Annotated in this window: 18 protein-coding genes and 1 other RNA gene; 8 read left to right on the forward strand and 11 right to left on the reverse strand. The window is 59.1% G+C overall.

Annotated elements, in window-relative coordinates; genetic code table 11:
• Nucleotides 1-86: 86 nt before the first annotated feature.
• The 7 genes from DHN55_RS09095 to tkt all read right to left on the reverse strand — a co-directional run bounded on the left by DHN55_RS09095 (nt 87) and on the right by tkt (nt 8,008).
• The gene (locus tag DHN55_RS09095; RefSeq protein WP_108880975.1) at nt 87-965 is read right to left on the reverse strand and encodes a glycine/sarcosine/betaine reductase selenoprotein B family protein; all 879 of its coding nucleotides are present in this window, start codon (nt 963-965) and stop codon (nt 87-89) included.
• Nucleotides 958-1,926: a tetratricopeptide repeat protein gene (locus DHN55_RS09100; protein WP_108880976.1), complete on the reverse strand. Its 969-nt coding sequence runs from the start codon at nt 1,924-1,926 to the stop codon at nt 958-960. Before DHN55_RS09100 ends, DHN55_RS09095 begins: the two co-directional genes overlap by 8 nt.
• Nucleotides 1,923-2,531, reverse strand: coding sequence for a thiamine phosphate synthase (locus DHN55_RS09105; protein WP_337660086.1), 609 nt, complete (start codon nt 2,529-2,531; stop codon nt 1,923-1,925). The genes DHN55_RS09100 and DHN55_RS09105 overlap by 4 nt, the downstream gene beginning before the upstream one ends.
• A gap of 113 nt (nt 2,532-2,644) precedes the next feature.
• Nucleotides 2,645-3,676, reverse strand: coding sequence for a trans-3-hydroxy-L-proline dehydratase (locus tag DHN55_RS09110; RefSeq protein ID WP_108880978.1), 1,032 nt, complete (start codon nt 3,674-3,676; stop codon nt 2,645-2,647).
• Nucleotides 3,677-3,688: 12 nt separating this feature from the next.
• Nucleotides 3,689-4,720 carry a class I fructose-bisphosphate aldolase gene (locus tag DHN55_RS09115; RefSeq protein WP_108880979.1) on the reverse strand — a complete coding sequence of 344 codons (1,032 nt, stop codon included), beginning with the start codon at nt 4,718-4,720 and terminating at the stop codon, nt 3,689-3,691.
• Between the two features lie 33 nt (nt 4,721-4,753).
• Complete coding sequence (locus DHN55_RS09120; protein ID WP_108880980.1) at nt 4,754-5,926, reverse strand: phosphoglycerate kinase; 1,173 nt, start codon at nt 5,924-5,926, stop codon at nt 4,754-4,756.
• A gap of 33 nt (nt 5,927-5,959) precedes the next feature.
• Nucleotides 5,960-8,008: a transketolase gene (gene tkt, locus DHN55_RS09125; RefSeq protein WP_108881800.1), complete on the reverse strand. Its 2,049-nt coding sequence runs from the start codon at nt 8,006-8,008 to the stop codon at nt 5,960-5,962.
• A gap of 233 nt (nt 8,009-8,241) precedes the next feature.
• On the opposite strand from tkt, the gene DHN55_RS09130 reads away from it, so the two are divergent.
• The 3 genes from DHN55_RS09130 to DHN55_RS09140 all read left to right on the forward strand — a co-directional run bounded on the left by DHN55_RS09130 (nt 8,242) and on the right by DHN55_RS09140 (nt 10,585).
• Nucleotides 8,242-8,520, forward strand: a complete 279-nt coding sequence (locus DHN55_RS09130; protein WP_108880981.1) for a DUF4164 family protein — start codon at nt 8,242-8,244, stop codon at nt 8,518-8,520.
• A gap of 4 nt (nt 8,521-8,524) precedes the next feature.
• Nucleotides 8,525-8,884: a cell division protein ZapA gene (locus tag DHN55_RS09135; protein WP_108880982.1), complete on the forward strand. Its 360-nt coding sequence runs from the start codon at nt 8,525-8,527 to the stop codon at nt 8,882-8,884.
• A gap of 144 nt (nt 8,885-9,028) precedes the next feature.
• Nucleotides 9,029-10,585: a trimethylamine methyltransferase family protein gene (locus DHN55_RS09140; RefSeq protein ID WP_108880983.1), complete on the forward strand. Its 1,557-nt coding sequence runs from the start codon at nt 9,029-9,031 to the stop codon at nt 10,583-10,585.
• Between the two features lie 26 nt (nt 10,586-10,611).
• Here DHN55_RS09140 and ssrS read toward each other — a convergent pair.
• Nucleotides 10,612-10,773: non-coding RNA, 6S RNA (gene ssrS, locus DHN55_RS09145), on the reverse strand.
• A gap of 101 nt (nt 10,774-10,874) precedes the next feature.
• Between ssrS and DHN55_RS09150 the strand changes: the two genes are divergently transcribed.
• Both DHN55_RS09150 and DHN55_RS09155 read left to right on the forward strand, forming a co-directional pair.
• Complete coding sequence (locus DHN55_RS09150) at nt 10,875-11,471, forward strand: 5-formyltetrahydrofolate cyclo-ligase (RefSeq protein WP_108880984.1); 597 nt, start codon at nt 10,875-10,877, stop codon at nt 11,469-11,471.
• The gene (locus tag DHN55_RS09155; protein WP_108880985.1) at nt 11,468-12,286 is read left to right on the forward strand and encodes a YmdB family metallophosphoesterase; all 819 of its coding nucleotides are present in this window, start codon (nt 11,468-11,470) and stop codon (nt 12,284-12,286) included. The genes DHN55_RS09150 and DHN55_RS09155 overlap by 4 nt, the downstream gene beginning before the upstream one ends.
• Nucleotides 12,287-12,301: 15 nt before the next feature.
• On the opposite strand, the gene DHN55_RS09160 is transcribed toward DHN55_RS09155, so the two are convergent.
• Nucleotides 12,302-12,571 (reverse strand): hypothetical protein, encoded by a 270-nt coding sequence (locus DHN55_RS09160; protein ID WP_337660087.1) that lies wholly within the window; start codon nt 12,569-12,571, stop codon nt 12,302-12,304.
• Between the two features lie 270 nt (nt 12,572-12,841).
• On the opposite strand from DHN55_RS09160, the gene DHN55_RS09165 reads away from it, so the two are divergent.
• Nucleotides 12,842-13,591, forward strand: a complete 750-nt coding sequence (locus tag DHN55_RS09165; protein ID WP_108881801.1) for a YebC/PmpR family DNA-binding transcriptional regulator — start codon at nt 12,842-12,844, stop codon at nt 13,589-13,591.
• A gap of 6 nt (nt 13,592-13,597) precedes the next feature.
• On the opposite strand, the gene DHN55_RS09170 is transcribed toward DHN55_RS09165, so the two are convergent.
• Nucleotides 13,598-14,392: a hypothetical protein gene (locus DHN55_RS09170; protein ID WP_108880987.1), complete on the reverse strand. Its 795-nt coding sequence runs from the start codon at nt 14,390-14,392 to the stop codon at nt 13,598-13,600.
• Nucleotides 14,393-15,796: an amidase gene (locus tag DHN55_RS09175; RefSeq protein WP_108880988.1), complete on the reverse strand. Its 1,404-nt coding sequence runs from the start codon at nt 15,794-15,796 to the stop codon at nt 14,393-14,395.
• 194 nt (nt 15,797-15,990) lie between these two features.
• On the opposite strand from DHN55_RS09175, the gene DHN55_RS09180 reads away from it, so the two are divergent.
• Both DHN55_RS09180 and DHN55_RS09185 read left to right on the forward strand, forming a co-directional pair.
• Nucleotides 15,991-16,347, forward strand: a complete 357-nt coding sequence (locus tag DHN55_RS09180) for a hypothetical protein (RefSeq protein ID WP_108880989.1) — start codon at nt 15,991-15,993, stop codon at nt 16,345-16,347.
• A gap of 67 nt (nt 16,348-16,414) precedes the next feature.
• Nucleotides 16,415-18,256 carry an adenylate/guanylate cyclase domain-containing protein gene (locus DHN55_RS09185; RefSeq protein ID WP_108880990.1) on the forward strand — a complete coding sequence of 614 codons (1,842 nt, stop codon included), beginning with the start codon at nt 16,415-16,417 and terminating at the stop codon, nt 18,254-18,256.
• Nucleotides 18,257-18,294: the final 38 nt, after the last annotated feature.

An 18,294-nucleotide genomic window follows, 5' to 3' on the forward strand; every position in this document is an offset into this window, starting at 1 on the left:
GGCAGGAAGTAGCAGCGTGGCTGTGTAATGGCCAGTGGGTTTTACGCGACGCATAACATGCAGTCTGCCTGCGCATGACGCGTGAGCTACGACTTGACCGCCTGCTTGGCTGTATCGAATTCCGCGCGGCGGCGGGCGAGCTCTTCGGGTGAGAGTTTGGCCGGGTTGGAATAGTCGTCTTTCCAGCTGTCGTCACCGGGTTTCCACTCCAGCGGCGACACAAGTGTGGTGCGCGGGCGCGATACAATCTCCAGTGCGCTCAGAGCCAGTCCAAGGGTGAAGTGCTGGCTTTCCTCGTCAAACGGCTTGCCGGCAGCGTTACCGAGCGGAAAATCCGAGAATACAAATCGCGGCACACCGCAATGCTCGACGATGTCTTTGGCGCAGCCCATGATGACTGTGGCGATACCGGCAGTTTCCAGGTGCCGTGCGGCCAGCGACATCGACTGATGACAGACCGGGCAATTGGCAACCAGGATGGCTGCCTGGGTGCCTTCATCGGCCAGTGCCTCGAGCAGGGCAGGCGCATCCTTGTCGATATTCGTGCGTTGCGACCTGTTGGTTGGAAACCCGTAGACATGGGTCGTGAGAGAGCCAATGCGGCCTGATAGTCCAGCCTGCTTCAGGGCCTCCAGCGGAAACCAGGTGCGCGGGTCTTCAGCCGTGGTGTGGTTGCGGTCATAGGCAATGTGGGAAATGCGCACGTCGGGGACGGGACTGACCGGATGAGACCACATGTCGTGAAACTTCGCCGCACCGTTATAGGCCGCACCGGGTCCCTGATCGCCAGCGCCGGGCTTCAGCAGTGCTGCCGTCGTGACCAGAGCGACGCGGGATTTTGCGATGGGACGGCCAAGGCCGGAAAACGGCACGTCTTCATTGTGCGCCCATTTATATGGGTTGCCGTAGCCCAGAGCCAGGTACCACTCCCGGGTGCGCTGCATATAGGCGAGAGGCTCACCCATTCCGGTCAGTCTTGCCGTCGTTTGCGTTGAGGCGCTTGTTCTTGAGGTCTTCGGCGAACACCCGGGCGCGGCGTTCTGCATCACCCAGTTGCGGCGCCGACAGATTGGACATCATCACGTCAAGATCGGCGTCGGTTCTGCCTGCCTGCCTGGCCAGGGTATAATATTTGCCCGCCTCGATACGGTCTTTCTTCATGCCGCGTCCTGCTGCCAGGATCCGGGCGATGAACAATTGCGCGTCCGCATTGCCCGAATTGGCGGCAACCAGCAGCCATTGTGCGCCGATCTTGTAATCCTTGCGAAGTCCTGCATCACCGCCATACACCATCAGGCCATAGTCAAGCGCTGCTTCCGGCAGGCCCTGCACCGCAGCTTTCTGGAACCAGATGCTGGCAGTTGTCAGGTTCTTTTCGACGCCGTCGCCGTTCACATATAACAGGCCGAGATTGTACTGCGCCTGGGCAAGGCCCGCGTCGGCAGCCTTGCGAATGTGCCTGGAGGCCAGAACGGGATCTTGCAGAACCCCATTGCCCTGATAGTAAATAAGACCCAGTTCATTGCTGGCCTTCATGTGACCGGCGGCAGCGGCTTTGGACAACCATTTGCGGGCTTTCGCCGGGTCTGCGGCGCCTGCCTGTCCGGTCAGGTTCAGCATGCCGATCCGGAACATGGCACCGGTATGGTCCTGGGCGGCAGCCATTTCGTACCATTGCAGTGCATTGGGCATGTCGATCTTGCGGCCATGGCCCAGCTCGTACATCTCGCCCAGCATGATCTGCGCCTTGACATCCCCCTTGGTTGCCAGCGGAACGGCGATCTCGTATGCGGCTGGATAGTTCTCATCGGAGTAAAGAGCTGCTGCCTCCTTGAAGGTCGGGGCAAGCTTGCTGGTTTGCGCAGTGGCGTCTGCTGTCGAAAAGGCCAGACAAGCCGCCAGTAAACCGGTCAGGAACAGTTTCATGCAGCACTCCTGTTTCCGGCGGCGGTCAATGTGCGGGCAAGTCGCGCCGCCTCGTCCGCAGAGCTCCACATGGCGGCAGGCGGCATGACAAAGTCAGCGCCCGATGCAATTGCGTCCAGGCAAGCAGTCTCGTCAGTTGCACCCAGTCCAACGCAGGGCACCTCAAACAGCGGTACCCACCAAGTGAGCAGATCGACGCCTGCCGGTGAAGTCAGGTCAAAGGCGATATAGTCGATGTCGGTCTCACCGGCTTCCATGGCCGCGTGGCGTGAACCCGATGCGACAAGTCCGACGCTGGCATTGCGGCCCAGTGTCTTGTGAGCCGCCACCGCGTCATCGGTGCCAGTGGTAATGTGGACGCCGTCGGCTTTTTCGTAAGCTGCAAAACGGCTGTCATCCGTGATCAGGACGGCAATATCTGCTTGCTGTGCGATTGGCATGACCTTGTCCGTTAGCGCCTTGTCGGCCGGTAAAACCAGGCAGGCAACATCGCCTGCGCCAGCTGCAGCCGCCAGGCATGCCGCGATGATGTCTGCATCCATGCCTGAAGGTGGCACCAGGAAAAGGCGGCAGTTGGGCAGATCTTCGGCAGGTTGCGTGTTCATGAGACGAACCAATTCGGTAAGGGTGACTACGATGAGAGCCAGTGATAGCGGAATTGCCGGAGCAAGCAAATGGCGATGGAATTCAGCATCAACGGATCTGCCTCTATCGAGGCTTACAGCTTCACCGGCCAGGTGTCGGAGAGGCGGTACCCTTCAGGCCAGGGATCTTCGGGATCCAGCATGACCTGATGCGTGCCGGTGACCCAGGCCCGGCCGCAGATGCTGGGCACGATGGCACGATGACCGGCAACACTGGTCTCACTCTCCAGCCGACAATCGAACCGGGACCCGATAATGGAGCGCCCCACAAAGCGGCCTCCAACTTCCAGCTGTCCTTTTGCATGCAATACCGCCATGCGGGCTGAACACCCGGTGCCGCAGGGGCTGCGGTCCAGCTTGCCGGGATCTATGGCAACTGCATTGCGGCCTGACGGTACGCCGGCGTCATCTTCCAAAGGCATGGCGAACTGGCAAAACGAAATGTGCGACCAGTCGGGATTGCCGGGATGGGTGAAGCCGAGCTGCTCATTGGCGGCTTTGGTGATCTGTGCGCCAAGGGTTGCAATGTCCCTTGCTTCGTCAGGCAGGATGGAAAACCCAAGCGCCGGTGCGTCAACAATCACGAAACTGTCTCCACCATATGCCGTGTCGACGTTCAGCGTGCCGTGGCCTTCCACTTCCAGTTGGGCATCCAGCTTGTCGGCGAACGACGGCACATTGTGCACGGTGATGGATTTTGCCTTGCCGGCCTCGCAGTGCGCCGTGACGGCGACAAGACCGCCGGGTGCTTCGAGATTGAACCGGGTTTCCGGCTCCGTCATCTCAACCAGTCCGGTATCGAGCAGTACGGTTGATACGCAGATGGAGTTTGAGCCGGACATGGGCGGCGTATGTTCAGGTTCCATGACAATGAAGCCGAACTGCGCATCCGGGTGTTTCGCCGGCACCAGCAGGTTGATGTGCCTGAATACGCCGCCGCGCGGTTCGTTCAGCACGAAATTGCGGAGCGTCTGGTCGCTTGCAATGAAGGCGCGTTGATCCCACAGGGTCTCGCCGGGAGGCGGAGCAACGCCTCCCACGATGACATCTCCCACTTCGCCTTCGGCATGGGCGGAGACAAGGTGGATGATGCGGGACGTGCGCATGGGCTTAAACCCCTATTTGGCCTTCTCGGCCGCCTTGGTCCATTTGCCCTTCGAGGCGAGACCGTTCATGGCGGCGCGATGGGCAAAGGCTGCCTGCGCCGCCTTGACGTTGACTGGCTTGCCGCCCCAGGCCTTGAGCGCTGCTGCCTGCAGGGCGCGGCCATAGGAGAAGGTCAGGTTCCAGGGTACGTCGTGACGCGAATTCATCAGTGACAGGTGTTCGGTTGCTTCGACATCGGATTGTCCGCCCGACAGGAAGGCGATGCCGGGAACCGCGGTTGGCACACATGCTTTCAGGCACTTCACCGTCAGGTCGGCGACCTGCACCGCGCTTGCCTGCTTGGCGGCGTTCTTGCCGGGCACGATCATGTTCGGCTTCAGCACGATGCCTTCAAGGTTGACCCGCGCTTCATAGAGCTCGGAAAACACGATTTTCAGGGTCCGCTCGGTGACATCATAGCAGCGTTCGATGGAGTGCGAGGCGACCGGGCCATCCATCAGCACTTCCGGCTCGACAATCGGTACGATGCCGTTTTCCTGGCAAAGCGCGGCATACCGCGCAAGCGCATGGGCGTTGGCGCGGATACAGCCGTATGTCGGTGCGCCGGGCGCAATATCGATCACGGCGCGCCATTTGGCAAAACCGGCACCAAGCTTGCGGTACTCCTTCAAACGCGCGCGCAGGCCATCAAGACCGGCGGTAATCTTCTCGCCCTTGAAACCGGCCATGTCCTGTGCACCGGCGTCAACCTTGATGCCGGGGATGGAGTTTGTGCCCTGCATCATTTCAACCAGTGTCTGCTTGCCGCTGGCCGATGACTGGCGGATGGTTTCGTCAAACAGGATCACGCCGGAGATGTTTTTCCGCATCGCCGCCTTGGTCGAGAACAGCATTTCACGATAGTTGCGCCGGCTGTCTTCGGTTGACTCAACGCTAATGCTGTCGAACCGTTTCTTGATGGTGCCGGTGCTTTCATCTGCGGCAAGAATTCCCCTGCCGGGTGCAACCATGGCGTTGGCGATGTCTTCGAGTGTCTGTTTCATATCAATATGCCCCTTTTCGAAACGAATGGCCGTTCAGGCTGCCCGCAAGACCTCGACGCCGGGTAGCGCCTTGCCTTCAAGCCATTCAAGAAATGCCCCACCAGCGGTGGATACATAGGTAAAATCATCTGCCACACCGGCATGGTTCAATGCCGCCACGGTATCACCGCCACCGGCAACCGCGACCAGCTTGCCGGTTTTTGCCAGTTGGGCGGCATGCTGCGCAGCAGCAACGGTGCCAGCGTCAAACGGTGCGATTTCGAAAGCGCCGAAAGGCCCGTTCCAGACCAGTGTTGCAGCGGTGTCAAAGACAGCAGCCGCTTCGGCGACCGAGGCAGGCCCCACGTCCAGCATCATTTCATCTTCTGCAATGTCGCTGACAGGTACGACCCGGCTGGCCGCACCGGCAGCAAATTCCTTCGCCACAACTGCGTCTATCGGAAGCAAGATGCGGCAGTCGTTTGCATCGGCCTGTTTGAGGATGTCCAGCGCAGTAGCGGCCATGTCGTGTTCGCATAATGACTTGCCGACCGGAATTCCCTTGGCTGCAAGGAAGGTGTTGGCCATGCCGCCGCCAATGATAATGGTGTCGGCGACCTTTGACAGGTTGCCCAGCAACTCAAGCTTGGTGGAAACCTTGGCGCCGCCAACCACACAGACCAATGGCCGGGCAGGGTCCGTCAGCGCGGCTGAAAGGGCAGACAGTTCCTTTTCCATCGACCTGCCGGCTGCGGCGGGCAACAGCCGCGCAACAGCTTCGGTGGATGCATGGGCGCGGTGGGCGGCGGAAAACGCATCGTTGACATAGATATCGCCGAATGACGCGAGAGACTTCGCGTAGTCGGCATCGTTTTGCTCTTCACCTTCGTTGAACCGGGTGTTTTCCATCAGCACGACCTGGCCGTCAGACAACTGGCCGGGATCATCGGCAGCAAACTGCACCGGACGGCCAAGCACATCCGCCAGCGCTTGTGCAATTGGGGCAAGGCTCATCTCGGCGACCGGCCTTCCCTTGGGACGGCCAAAGTGTGCCAGCAGAATGACTTTCGCACCTTTGTCCGACAATTCACGGATGGTTGGCGAGACGGCGTGCAGGCGGGTTGTGTCCGAAACCCTGCCGTCCTGCATCGGAACGTTCAGGTCCACCCGGACAAGCACACGCCGGGATTTGACATCCAGATCATCGAGTGTCCTGAAGGTGGTCATGGCGAATTGCGGTTCCTGCGGCTTGCCTGGTCTTCAGGCGCTGGCTTCGAGGCCCGACAGGGCCGCCTTCACGGCGGCGTCTGCGGTGATGCCGAAATGTTCATAGAGTTTTTCGTAAGGACCGGATGCACCGAAGGTGGACATGCCGATAAAAGTGCCGTCAATGCCGATCAGCTGGTCCCATCCCTGGCGTACGCCGGCCTCGATGGCGATGCGCACCGGTTCGTCACCGGTTATCAGCTTGCGATAATCTGCGTCCTGCTGATGGAACAGGTCCATGCAGGGTACCGACACGACCCGGGATGAAATTTTGCTTTCGGCCAGCTTGGCTGATGCCTGCATGGCGATTTCGACTTCCGAGCCCGAGGCAAAGATTACCACCCTGGCATCGTCATCGCTGTGCACGTCATAGGCACCTCGGGCACACAGGTTTTCTTTTTTGAACTTGGTGCGGGCCGGTGCAAGTTTCTGGCGGGTAAGCGCAAGGATAGACGGGGTGCTGTCTGCCTGCAATGCCAGCTGCCAGCATTCGGCGGTTTCCACCGCATCGCAGGGGCGGAATACATTGAGGTTGGGGATGACTCGAAGCGCGGCGAGGTGTTCGACGGGCTGATGGGTTGGCCCGTCTTCTCCAAGCCCGATGGAATCATGGGTCATCACATAAACCACCCGCTGTTCCATGAGTGCCGACAGGCGGATGGAGGGACGGCAGTAATCGGTGAACACCATGAACGTGCCGGAATAGGGAATGACACCGCCGTGCAGGGCCATGCCGTTCATGGCAGCGGCCATGCCGTGTTCGCGAATGCCCCAGTGAATGAAGCGGCCGGACGGGTCATCGGCGGTAAACGGTACCATCGCCTTGGTGCGGGTATTGTTCGAACCGGTCAGGTCGGCGGATCCGCCAACGGTTTCCGGCACCACCGGGTTGATGACTTCAAGCACGTTCTGAGATGCGTTGCGGGTGGCGATTGAACCTGGCTTCTCGGCAAGCTCCTGCTTGTATGACAGGATGGTTTCCTGCAGGTCTTCCGGCAAGGTGCCGGCCATGCGGCGTTCGAACTCAACCTTTTCACCGGCCGCCATGTCCTTGACGCGGTCTTCCCAGGCCTTGCGCTCGCGACAGCCGCGCAATCCCGTGATGCGCCACATATCCCTTATCGACGTCGGGATTTCGAACGGTTTATGGGTCCAGCCCAACTGTTCGCGGGCCGCCTTGATTTCATCAACGCCAAGCGGCGCGCCGTGGGCACCCGAGGTGCCTTGCTTGGCAGGTGAACCGTAACCAATGATGGTGCGGCAGGCGATGAGCACAGGTTTGGTTGCGGTCTGGGCCGACGACAGGGCGTTGGCGATCTCGGCATAGTCGTGGCCATCTACGCGCATCACGTCCCAGCCGGACGCTGCAAACCGTCCCAGTTGATCCGTTGAGTCCGTCAGGTTGACAGGCCCGTCAATCGATATCTGGTTATCGTCCCACAACACGATGAGTTTGTTCAGCCTGAGATGGCCTGCCAGCGTTATGGCTTCCTGTGAAATGCCTTCCATGAGGCAGCCGTCGCCTGCAAGCACGTAGGTCTTGTGATTGACAATGCCGTCGCCGAAGCGGGCGGCGAGATGGGCTTCGGCGATGGCCATGCCCACGGCATTTCCAAGGCCCTGGCCGAGCGGCCCGGTGGTGGTTTCAATACCTGATGCATGGCCGAATTCAGGGTGGCCTGCCGTGCGCGACCCGATCTGGCGAAAGTTCTGCAACTCCTCGATGGTCATGTCTTCATAACCAAGCAGGTGCAACAACGAGTACAGCAGCATGGAACCATGGCCTGCCGACAGTACGAAGCGATCCCGGTCGGCCCAGTTTGGCGCTTGCGGGTCAAACTTCAGATAGTGCGCGAACAGCACGGTTGCCACATCGGCAGCGCCCATTGGCAAGCCCGGATGCCCGGAGTTTGCTGCCTGGACCGCGTCCATGGAAAGCGCTCGAATGGCGTTTGCCATTTCAGTGAATTTGGCAATATCTTCGGGAGTGGCCGCAGTGGCACTGGACGTGCCGGATGCGGCGGCTGGATTAGCCGGTGTCATCTGTTTCTTTTCCACCGTTGAAATTCGGCGCCACCAATAGCACTCCGGCATTTGGAGTCAATGGTGCACTATGGCCGCACCGCTGCAGTTGTGAATACTGTGAATAAACATGGTTGCCAACAACGGAATTAATGTACGGTTGACGGTATTGCCGGTAACCCCCTAGAGTATTGAAGGGATTTGGCACTGACGAACCGTGGGAGTCGGCTCGTCAGGTTGCGGGGAACACAGCTATGGCGTCTACATCTCAGCTGGACAAGGCAATTGCGCACTTTGAACAGGCCATGCGCCAGCTTGAGGCTGCCTGGGCGCAATCCGAGCAGAATCAGGGCAAAATAACCAAACTCAATACGGAAGCCTCGGCGCTCAAGGATGATCGCGCCCGGCTCGCCAGTGAACTGGATGAAGTTCGCGCGCGGGCCGAAGAGCTGACCGAGGCCAGCCGGCAGGCGGCGCGGCGAATAGAATTGGCGATGGCACGGGTTAGAACCGTAATCGGCGAAGAGGCCTGAGCACATGGGACAAGTCGTCATCAACGTAAATGACCGTTCTTTCAGCATGGAGTGTGCCGATGGTGAGGAAGACCACCTCACCGAACTGGCCAAACTGCTCGATACCCAGGTCAGGGAAATCAAGTCCGGGGTCGGTGAAGTCGGCGATATCCGGCTTCTGGTCATGGCGGGCCTTATCATTGCGGACCAGTTGTCGGAAGCCCTGGAGCGCGTCGAAGAACTGTCCGGCGAGATAAGAGGCGCCCACAAGACCGGCACCGATGCCATCGAGCAAACCAAGCAGAGAGAAGCCGCCGCGGCAGACCGGATCGAAGCCGCGGCAAAACGCCTGGAACAGGTTTCAAGAACCGCCCGGCAAAGCTGACCTGTTCCGGCGCCACTTCATTCAATAATCAGTGCATTCCATGCGTGTAATTATTTTGCACAATTGGAGCAAATTATTTGATTTGTGTGCCTCTCGGTGAGTGGTGTGTCATCCGGGGAGTGAAAACTCTGGTCGGAAACCCGCATGTCAGATGTCGCCAAACAGCAGGTACACGCACCACGGCGTGGTGGCGGGCGGGCTGGCCGTGCTGCAAGACGCAAGGTTGCGGACACGATTCGAAGCCCGGCGATTGTCACGCGCAAAATTCCGACCTACGAGCTTCTCGGCGAAGAGGGGCTGAGCCGCATCGAGGCCCATGCCGACTGGATCCTGAAGCAGGTCGGTATTGAATTCAGGGGCGATGAAGAAGCACTGGCTCTGTTTCGCGGCGCCGGTGCCGACGTCACCGGGGAACGGGTACGTTTTGAACCGGGGCTGGCCAGGCAGCTTTGTGCGACAGCGCCGGCCAGTTTCCGAATGGAGGCGCGTGAGCCTGCCAATGCGATTGTCCTGGGCGGTGATCATGTGGTGTTGATGCCGAGTTACGGGCCGCCCTTTGTCAGTGACCTCGATAACGGGCGACGCTACGCCACGCTGGAAGATTTTAAAAACATCGTAAAACTCACCTTCATGTCGCCTGTTCTGAGCCATTCAGGCGGCACGGTGTGCGAGCCGGTCGATGTGCCGGTGAACAAGCGTCACCTGGACATGGCCTATGCCCATCTTCGCTACTCGACCAAACCGTTCATGGGGGCGGTGACCGCGCCTGAGCGGGCGCAGGACTCGATCGACATGGCGCGTATCGTGTTCGGGTCTGGGTACATGGAGCAAAACTGCGTCATCCAGGGCAACATCAATGTGAACTCGCCGCTGGTCTACGATCACATCATGACCGGTGCCCTGAAGGCCTATGCGCGCGCCAACCAGTCCTGCGTGATATCGCCGTTCATTCTGGGCGGCGCGATGGGCCCGGTGACACAACCGGCCTTGCTGGCGCAGTCGCATGCAGAAGCCATGGCGGGGATCGCCCTGAGCCAGCTTGTGCGCAAGGGCTCGCCCATGGTGTACGGCAATTTTCTCACCACCATGAACCTGAAGACCGGTGCGCCGACATTCGGGACGCCGGAAGCCAACCTGTCGACATTTGCCATCGGGCAGCTGTGCCGCAGGCTGGGGTTGCCATTGCGCTGCGGCGGTCAATTGTGTGCGTCGAAAGTGGCAGACGGCCAGGCCATGCAGGAGGCGGCCAACTCCATGCTGACCGGCGTGCTGGCCGGGTCGAACTTCATCTTTCATTCCGCCGGCTGGCTGGAGGGCGGTCTGACGCTGGGTTACGAGAAATTCGTCATGGACCTGGATCATTGCGGCATGATGCTGAAAATGGTGTGCGGTCTTGATATCGATGACAACTCTCTTGCGGCAGATGCGTTTCTGGAAAACCAGCCCGGTGAAAATTTCTTTGGCACTGCTCATACGCTGCGGAATTTCGAGACGGCAAACTACATGTCCGACCTGGCCGATACCTCATCGTTCGAGCAGTGGTCTGAAGCCGGCGGGCTGAACATGGAACAGCGCGCCAACGAGCGCTGGAAAGAGATGCTGGCGGATTACGAACTGCCGGAGATCGATCCTGCCGCCGATGAAGCTCTGAAGGATTTCATCGCACGCAGGAAGATGTCTGTGCCCGACATGTGGCACTAGGCCAGGAATCCGATCCGCAGGAAAAGCGACGAGCCACCATTGGCCGTGGGAGTTGAAGATCTCGGGTCCCTACAGTTGTAGGTGGGCGCCGCGTGTCTCAGACCACGGTCAGAAACAGAGACAGCTCCCTTAGAAGATCTTATAGGCCCCAGAGAATAGTAACGCCATCACGCACCGGGCAGCCCGTCTGGAGCTATATGTACGCGCGGCAGGGGCAATTTTAAAGAGGCAAGTTTGCATCGTCTCTGCAGGTGACAACTCGCCGGTGAAGCTGTAAGAGCCACGCATCATGACAGATCATCAGTCAATCTCAGACGCCAAGAAGCTGGCGCGCAAGGCGGCGGGCGACGTCCGCAAGACAGCGCACGGGCTGTTGAAGATTAGCGCCGCCCAGGCTCTTGTTGACTGCGGGCTGGAGTTTGCCGGCGAAATGGCAGGAAAAACCGTATCCGGGTTCATTCCGTATCTCAGCGAGATTGATACCCGAGCGCTGCTTGGCATGCTTGGCGCGCAAGGTATCGAGACTTGCGTCCCGGTGGTGATTGAAAACAATACCCCGCTGGAGTTTCGGACCTGGGCACCGGGGGATCCGACGGTTCCGGGACGCTGGGGCATTCCGATACCACCGGACGGATCGCCGGTCGTCGATCCGGATGTGCTGCTGGTGCCGATGTTGTCCTACGACAGGTCCGGATACCGACTTGGATACGGTGGCGGGTTTTATGACCGCACGCTGGAAAAACTGCGGGCCATGAAGCCGGTGACCGCCATCGGGGTTGCATATTCAGCACAACAGGTGGACGCGGTGATACGCGGCGAGCATGACCAGCCGCTGGACTGGATCCTAACCGAGAAAGGCCCGCTCAAGCCCGGGACGAAGATATGAGACTGTTGTTTGTCGGAGATGTCGTGGGCCGGGCAGGGCGAAATGCAATTTCCTCGCACCTGCCGGGATTGCGCCAACGGCTGCAGGCTGACTTCGTTGTGGTCAATGGTGAAAACTCCGCCGGTGGCTTTGGCATAACGGAAGACATTTTCAACGAGTTCCGCGACCACGGGGCCGATGTGGTGACACTGGGCAACCATGCCTGGGACCAGCGCGAGGCCCTGGTGTTTATCGAGCGGGCACCGGAGCTTATCCGGCCGGTGAATTACCCGGCCGGCACACCGGGCAAGGGCGCAAACCTGTTTGAAACGGCGTCCGGCAAGCGGGTTCTGGTCATGAATGTCCTGGGCGTTGCAAAGATGGAGCCGCTGGGTGATCCGTTCGCCGCTGTGGACCGGGAGCTTGATGCATGCCCGCTGGGCGAGGTCGCCGATGCCGTCATCGTGGACATGCACGCGGAACTGACATCGGAAAAGATGGCCATGGGACATTTCTGTGATGGCCGGGCGTCGCTGGTGGTGGGCACTCACACACATGTGCCGACAGCGGACACGCATATTCTGTCCGGCGGCACCGGATACCAGACCGACGCCGGCATGACCGGAGACTATGACAGCGTGATCGGGATGGACAAGAACGAACCGTTGAACCGGTTTACCCGCCGGATTCCGTCAGGCAGGTTTTCTCCCGCCCTGGGGCCGGCAACGCTGTGTGGAGTATTGGTGGAAACCGATGACGCAACCGGGCTTGCCACCAGGGTTAGTGGTGTCCGCGTCGGCGGGCAGCTTCAGGAAACCGTGCCGGATTGGGCTTAGAACCGTAAGCGGTTCTCAATGGCCGCCTTGTTTGGTGTTCGCCTCGATCTGGGCAGCGATGGTGCGCAGTTTGGCCATGCGTTCGGCATAGTCCGACAGGGCCATCACACGGGCGCAATCAACACTTGCCGATGCCTCGTCGCCGTCATCTATCAGGTGACGGGCCGACGACATGGCGTCTTCCATGCGGTGAACAGTCGCCTGCATGGCTCCTGCGGTTTTCAGCGCATCGCCAGGCATCGAGTTGTGCGCAACACCATGCAGCGAGGTCAGAAGTGATGCCATCGCAGAGCGTGCCATATCCGCCGTTTGGGAAACATGGCGATCCAGTTTATCAGCCGTTTTCAATTTATGCCGTCCATTACCGTCGTCTTTCAGGACCATGACTGTGACGCGGCAACCTCTAACACCCGGTAAATGGTTTAGAATCAAGTTTAATGCGGTTTGTTAACAGAGCCTGGGACAGATTCGTACATCTGGACAGCACATGGTTTGCTGGTTTAGACGGAAGCAACAAAATTCAGCAGATTTGCAATTCTGGAAGGGATGAGGGCCATGGCCGGACATTCACAATTTAAAAACATCATGCATCGCAAGGGCCGCCAGGACGCCGTGCGGGCGAAGATGTTCTCGAAACTGTCCAAGGAAATAACCGTCGCTGCCAAAATGGGCGGTCCCGACGTAGATTCCAATGCCCGCCTCAGGCTGGCGGTGCAGAATGCCAAGTCGCAGTCCATGCCCAAGGACAATATCCAGCGCGCCATCAACAAGTCGCAGGGCGGGGATGCGGAAGACTATGAATCCATCCGCTATGAGGGTTATGGCCCCGGCGGCGTCGCCGTGATCGTGGAAACCCTGACCGACAACCGCAACCGGACAGCGGGAGCAGTGCGTTCCTACTTCACCAAGCACGGCGGCAATATGGGCGAGACCGGATCTGTGTCCTTCATGTTCGACCGGGTCGGTGAAATCGTCTACAAGCCGGAAGCCGGTGATGATGACACCGTGATGATGGCGGCCATCGAATCCGGTGCCGATGACGTGTCGTCTGATAGCGACGGTCACGTGGTCATCTGCACGTTTGAAAACATCGGCGATGTGTCATCTGCGCTGGAAAAGGATCTCGGCGAGGCAGACTCGGTCAATGTGGTATGGAAGCCACAGACCAATACCGACCTTGATGAAGACAAGGCCGGCACGCTGATGAAACTCATGGCGGCCTTTGACGACGATGAAGACGTGCAGAGCGTGTTTTCAAATTTCCAGGTGTCTGATGAGGTGATGGCCAAGCTGACGGCGGCCTAAGCGGGCTCAAGGCAGCGACAGCCATCCTTCCCGGTCAGCAAGTTCCGGGCGGAAATAGCAGATCATGCGGCCATCCGGGCCTGCTGATGCGGCCTCGCCCCAAGGGGCCACGCCATGCAGGCTAAGGCGGTGGGCCAGGTAGGTCTCACCGGGCCGGGCGTGAATGACGACGCGTCGACACTCATCAAAGCATTGCTTGCGTGCCTGCTGATAAACGTCCGTCAGATCAACCTTGATCCAGTCGGCGGGTGGCAGATTTTCCAACACGGACATGAAAGCGCGCCGCATGATCTCGTGAGATCCTTCCCAGATCACAAATGGCGAGGCGTCGGGGCTGGCTTCCACCATTGGAATTCCAAGCACGAATGCGTGGCCTTCTTCCAGGAACCGCCGTCGCGGCTGGCCGATACCGCGCAAGCCGTCAACATGAGCGGCATCGCGGTTCTTGCGGAAATTGTGCTGACCGTCGGTCTCACCCTGCATTGGCTGCGGGTAGCCCGGATAGCAGATGGAGACCTGAGCCTGGTCCCAGTTGAACACTGGCAGCCCAAGCTCCGAGGCAATGAAGTCAATCGCCTCGCCCGCCAGCGGGGGCCCGTGCGGCAGCCGGCCGCAAGCGTCGTTCGGCAACGCGTTGACGCCGGCAAACCAGGTGCCCTGATAGCGTGTCCATTCCTTCTGTGCCGGGTCGGACAGGGTTACCCGGGCAGCAGGTAAGGCGAATTCAACCCAGCTTCTGATAGCAGGGTCGGATTCGAAGGCGCACCAGCCTCTGGAGAAAAACTGTTCTGACTTGCTCATTCAGCCCGCAGCAGGATCAACAGGAAGCGCTGGGACGCCGCCGGCTTCAATCACTTCACCTGCTGCCAGCAGGGTGTCTTCGCGATAGCGCCCGCCGATCAGCTGAACACCGACGGGGATATTGCCGTCAGTCATGCCGGTGGACACAGTGAGGCCCGGCAGGCCCATCAGCGGCAATCCTACCTGGGTCAGTTGTGCTTCCATGGCCCTGTCAAATGCTTCCGGGGATTCAACGTCCAGCAGATCGGGAAACGGCAGTTCGCCTGAAACCGGACACAGCAGCACCGGATACTGATCCAGGAACATCTGCCAGTCGCGTGTCAGGGTGGCCCGGCGCTGCAGGGCATCCAGAATGCCGTTCATGTCCGGTTCCGGGCACAGACGCACCATCTGTTCATACACGAAGCTTGCGTCCGGGTCGGCTTCTTTCCTGACAGCGTCAGCTGCGCCGCGACGGAACTCGGCCAGCCACAAGGTGGCCTGCAGCAGGGCCGGTTCCCTGAACGGCGGGCATTCGACCTCGTCCACCTGCCAGCCGGCATCTGCCAGCCGTTGCGCTGCGTCACGCAAGGCGGTTTCAACGGCAGGGTCGACTTTCATGCCTTCTGGCGCCACCGTCAGCGCGGCTCGTTTGGGTTGTTCAGGCAGGACAGCCGGAACCGGTACCCACCAGGGATCACGCAGGTCCTGTGCCGCCATGGACTCAAATCCCAGCCGCACATCTGCAATGGTGCGGGCAAGCTGGCCCGAGACAGCCATCAGCTGGCCGCCGATATGGCGGTCGGGAGCAGTGAAGTTTACCGCCGGCACGCGTCCCAGCGTCGGGCGCAAACCGTGGATGCCACAGGCGTAGGCCGGGTATCGGACCGATCCGCCAATATCCGTGCCATGGCCTATGCACCCGATACCGGCAGCGGTTGCAGCCGCGCCACCACCCGATGAGCCGCCCGGTGTGATGGCGGGATTCTGCGGGTTCTTGGTATGACCATGCAGCGAGTTGCGGCAAAACCATCGAATTGAAAAGGCGGGTGTGTTGGTACGTCCGATGATGACGGCACCGGCAGCGCGCAGGTTGGCCACCACCGGATTGTCCTCAGACGCGACAAGGTCTTTCTGCAGGCGCAGGCCGTTAGTCGTGGCAAACCCTTTCTGGTCAACGTTGACCTTCACCGTAACCGGAACACCGACAAGAGGCGGCAGCCGGTCACCGCGTGCAACAGCTTCATCCACGGCCTCGGCAGTTGCGAGCGCCTCTTCGGGCATGAACTGTACAACGGCGTTTATGGCCGGATTGACCGCGTCCAGCCTGGCAAGGGCGTCACGCGTGACTTCAACTGCCGAAACGGCGCCGAGCCGGACCAGTTGGGCGATTTCAGCAGCGGGTTTTTTCCAGAGTTCAGACATGCGGGTTCCGGTATTTGTGAGTATGCGAACAGTGAGTGTGTTTCCGCTACCTTGATCACGTCAAGAGGCCTGGCAGGGAAGCAGCCATGCTCGTGCTCCTAACCCATCGTCAAGAATCCTGCTTGATTGCAGATGTAACCCGGGTAAGCTGCCATCAGGACGGCATTTGCATTACGTTGAAATTGGAGGGCGTGATGACTGCCAATGAAGTCAGAAAAACACTGGTGAACGAAGCCGAACTGCTGGATCACCTGATTGCAGAGGTGAACAAGTTTGACGGCAGCGGATTCACCAACCAGGCGCAGTTTATCAAGGATAGCTGGGCGAGGTTTCTGGGTGATCGATGCCGGACGAACAGGTCTCTCGCAGAGGTCGACGATTTTGAGCTCGTCATAGATCTGACCGAAGAAAAATGCCAGGTCGAGCAGTATGTCAAGGCGACTGACCCGGACGCGAGCTATACCGAAACGTGGGAGAAGTTTCTCACATGCGAGCGGGATATACTCCAGAATCTGGTCGACAGGGCCCGGAACGGCAAGTCTGCCAAGTAGAACGGAAAGCCCCTTTTGTCCGAGCCTCTGCGTGTTCCATTGAGCAGTTCGGGGAGATTGACAGGTAATGATGAAGGCAAAGTCTGTTCGCCGGCTGGCAGCTGTGCTGGTCGCTGACGTTGCTAACTATACCGGACTGATGGGAGTGGACGAGGCCGGCACCCATGACCTGCTGATTTCTCAACGCGAGCTTATAGTTGATCCCGAGGTTGATGCTCATTCCGGCCGGATTGTAAAATCCACCGGTGATGGTGTCATGGTCGAGTTTCCCAGCGTGATTGCCGCGGTTAATTGTGCGGTTGAACTGCAGGCTCAGCTGATCAGAAAAAACCAGGACGTGCCGTCCGACAGGAAATTGCGCTGGCGTATTGGGATCAACTATGGCGACATCATAGTGGAGACCAACGATATTTACGGCGACAGCGTGAATATTGCGGCCAGGCTGGAAGCACTGGCGGAGCCGGACGGTATCTGCATATCGGAAAAAGTATTTCGCGAAGTCCGTGCCAAAATTGGCGTGTCGTTTGAGTCGATCGGCAAGCAGCGCCTCAAGAATATCGTCGAGCCTGTCACGGTTTACCGGTCCAGTTTCGAGATGGGCAAGAAATCGGAGCCGTTCAATCCAGCCGTTTCGTTGTCTCGCGCACCGATAAATGACCGCCCGTCTGTGGCAATTCTTCCCTTTGCGAATCTGTCGCCTGACAAGGGAAATCAGCACCTGGTCGACGGGCTGACCGAAGAGCTGATATTTGACCTGTCGTTATCGCCGGAATTTTTCGTGATCGATCGCGGATCGAGTTTCATCTTCAGCGGGCACAGTCCCGATCTGCGCGACATCGCCAGCAAATTGGGTGTCCGATATCTGGTGATGGGCAGCCTGCAGCAGGGTGAAGACCTCATCCGGGTTACGTCGGAACTCATCGAAGCTGACACCGGTATCCAGCTGTGGACCAGCCGATACAACCGCAAGAACCCTGATCTGCTCGAAGTTGTCGATGAAATTGCACGCTCAATAGCAGCATCCCTGATGACCAGTTCCGGTCAGATCGCCAAGGCGGAACTGAAACGTCAAGTGGTCAAGGCGCCCAGGGAATTTACAGTCTATGACCGCTATCTCAGAGCAAGAGACTGTTTTCACAAATCGCTCCTGCCGCCATGGAACAAGGGCAAGGACTGGAGCCGGCTGGCAAAGGAAAAGTTCGAAAAGACCATTGCGATGAGTGATCCGCCGTACTGGCCGGCGGTTGCCGGACTTGCCTGGCAGCATGCCATCGATTTTGACTGGGACTACTCGGATGACTATGAGGCGTCCGGGCGCCAGGCGTTCGAGTACGCACTCAGGGCGGTCAGAAACGAACCGGACCTGCACCTGGGACATTGGGTTCTCGGTTGGGCATACCTGTTTTTCAAACACGATTATGATCGTGCCGAGCATCATTACAATCTGGCACGCGAGTTAAACCTGGGAGATTGCAGGCTGCTTGCTGAAGTGGCGCAGCTGTTCATTCTGACCGGGCGCTACGAGCAGGCGATCATGAACCTCAACCAGGCGATCAGGCTGCATCCTTATCACGAGCAATGGTATGATGAGTTCCTGGGTTGGGCCTACGAAGAGAACGGCCAGCCTGACCGCGCTGTTGAAGTTTTGAACCGGTTTACCGAACTGGAAGGCACATGGAGCTACCTGGTCATGGCCCGGTCGTACCTGCAACTGGGCGAGCCGGACAAGGTCAAAGAGTATTTCAAGCACATTGACCGGCTGCATAGGCAACGTACCGGCGATGCCTTCACTCTGGAAGCATGGACCGAGTGGATCCATGCAAAGGAACCATACCAGGATCCCGACCGCGCCAAGCGAGTGGTTGAGCTGACCAAGGCCGTAATTGACTGCGCGAACGCAAAAGCCTGAGGCCCGCCGGAAAGGCGGCTGGTATCCATGACGGGAAC

It is taken from the genome of Anderseniella sp. Alg231-50 (genome assembly GCF_900149695.1).
Classification (GTDB): Bacteria; Pseudomonadota; Alphaproteobacteria; order Rhizobiales; family Aestuariivirgaceae; genus Anderseniella.

Excerpts from the sequence above, each read along its gene's own strand:
- DHN55_RS09095 (WP_108880975.1), bottom strand. The coding sequence starts at position 965 with ATGGGTGAGCCTCTCGCCTATATGCAGCGCACCCGGGAGTGGTACCTG.
- DHN55_RS09100 (WP_108880976.1), bottom strand. The coding sequence starts at position 1,926 with ATGAAACTGTTCCTGACCGGTTTACTGGCGGCTTGTCTGGCCTTTTCG.
- DHN55_RS09105 (WP_337660086.1), bottom strand. The coding sequence starts at position 2,531 with ATGAACACGCAACCTGCCGAAGATCTGCCCAACTGCCGCCTTTTCCTG.
- DHN55_RS09110 (WP_108880978.1), bottom strand. The coding sequence starts at position 3,676 with ATGCGCACGTCCCGCATCATCCACCTTGTCTCCGCCCATGCCGAAGGC.
- DHN55_RS09115 (WP_108880979.1), bottom strand. The coding sequence starts at position 4,720 with ATGAAACAGACACTCGAAGACATCGCCAACGCCATGGTTGCACCCGGC.
- DHN55_RS09120 (WP_108880980.1), bottom strand. The coding sequence starts at position 5,926 with ATGACCACCTTCAGGACACTCGATGATCTGGATGTCAAATCCCGGCGT.
- tkt (WP_108881800.1), bottom strand. The coding sequence starts at position 8,008 with ATGACACCGGCTAATCCAGCCGCCGCATCCGGCACGTCCAGTGCCACT.
- DHN55_RS09130 (WP_108880981.1), top strand. The coding sequence starts at position 8,242 with ATGGCGTCTACATCTCAGCTGGACAAGGCAATTGCGCACTTTGAACAG.
- DHN55_RS09135 (WP_108880982.1), top strand. The coding sequence starts at position 8,525 with ATGGGACAAGTCGTCATCAACGTAAATGACCGTTCTTTCAGCATGGAG.
- DHN55_RS09140 (WP_108880983.1), top strand. The coding sequence starts at position 9,029 with ATGTCAGATGTCGCCAAACAGCAGGTACACGCACCACGGCGTGGTGGC.
- DHN55_RS09150 (WP_108880984.1), top strand. The coding sequence starts at position 10,875 with ATGACAGATCATCAGTCAATCTCAGACGCCAAGAAGCTGGCGCGCAAG.
- DHN55_RS09155 (WP_108880985.1), top strand. The coding sequence starts at position 11,468 with ATGAGACTGTTGTTTGTCGGAGATGTCGTGGGCCGGGCAGGGCGAAAT.
- DHN55_RS09160 (WP_337660087.1), bottom strand. The coding sequence starts at position 12,571 with ATGGCATCACTTCTGACCTCGCTGCATGGTGTTGCGCACAACTCGATG.
- DHN55_RS09165 (WP_108881801.1), top strand. The coding sequence starts at position 12,842 with ATGGCCGGACATTCACAATTTAAAAACATCATGCATCGCAAGGGCCGC.
- DHN55_RS09170 (WP_108880987.1), bottom strand. The coding sequence starts at position 14,392 with ATGAGCAAGTCAGAACAGTTTTTCTCCAGAGGCTGGTGCGCCTTCGAA.
- DHN55_RS09175 (WP_108880988.1), bottom strand. The coding sequence starts at position 15,796 with ATGTCTGAACTCTGGAAAAAACCCGCTGCTGAAATCGCCCAACTGGTC.
- DHN55_RS09180 (WP_108880989.1), top strand. The coding sequence starts at position 15,991 with ATGACTGCCAATGAAGTCAGAAAAACACTGGTGAACGAAGCCGAACTG.
- DHN55_RS09185 (WP_108880990.1), top strand. The coding sequence starts at position 16,415 with ATGATGAAGGCAAAGTCTGTTCGCCGGCTGGCAGCTGTGCTGGTCGCT.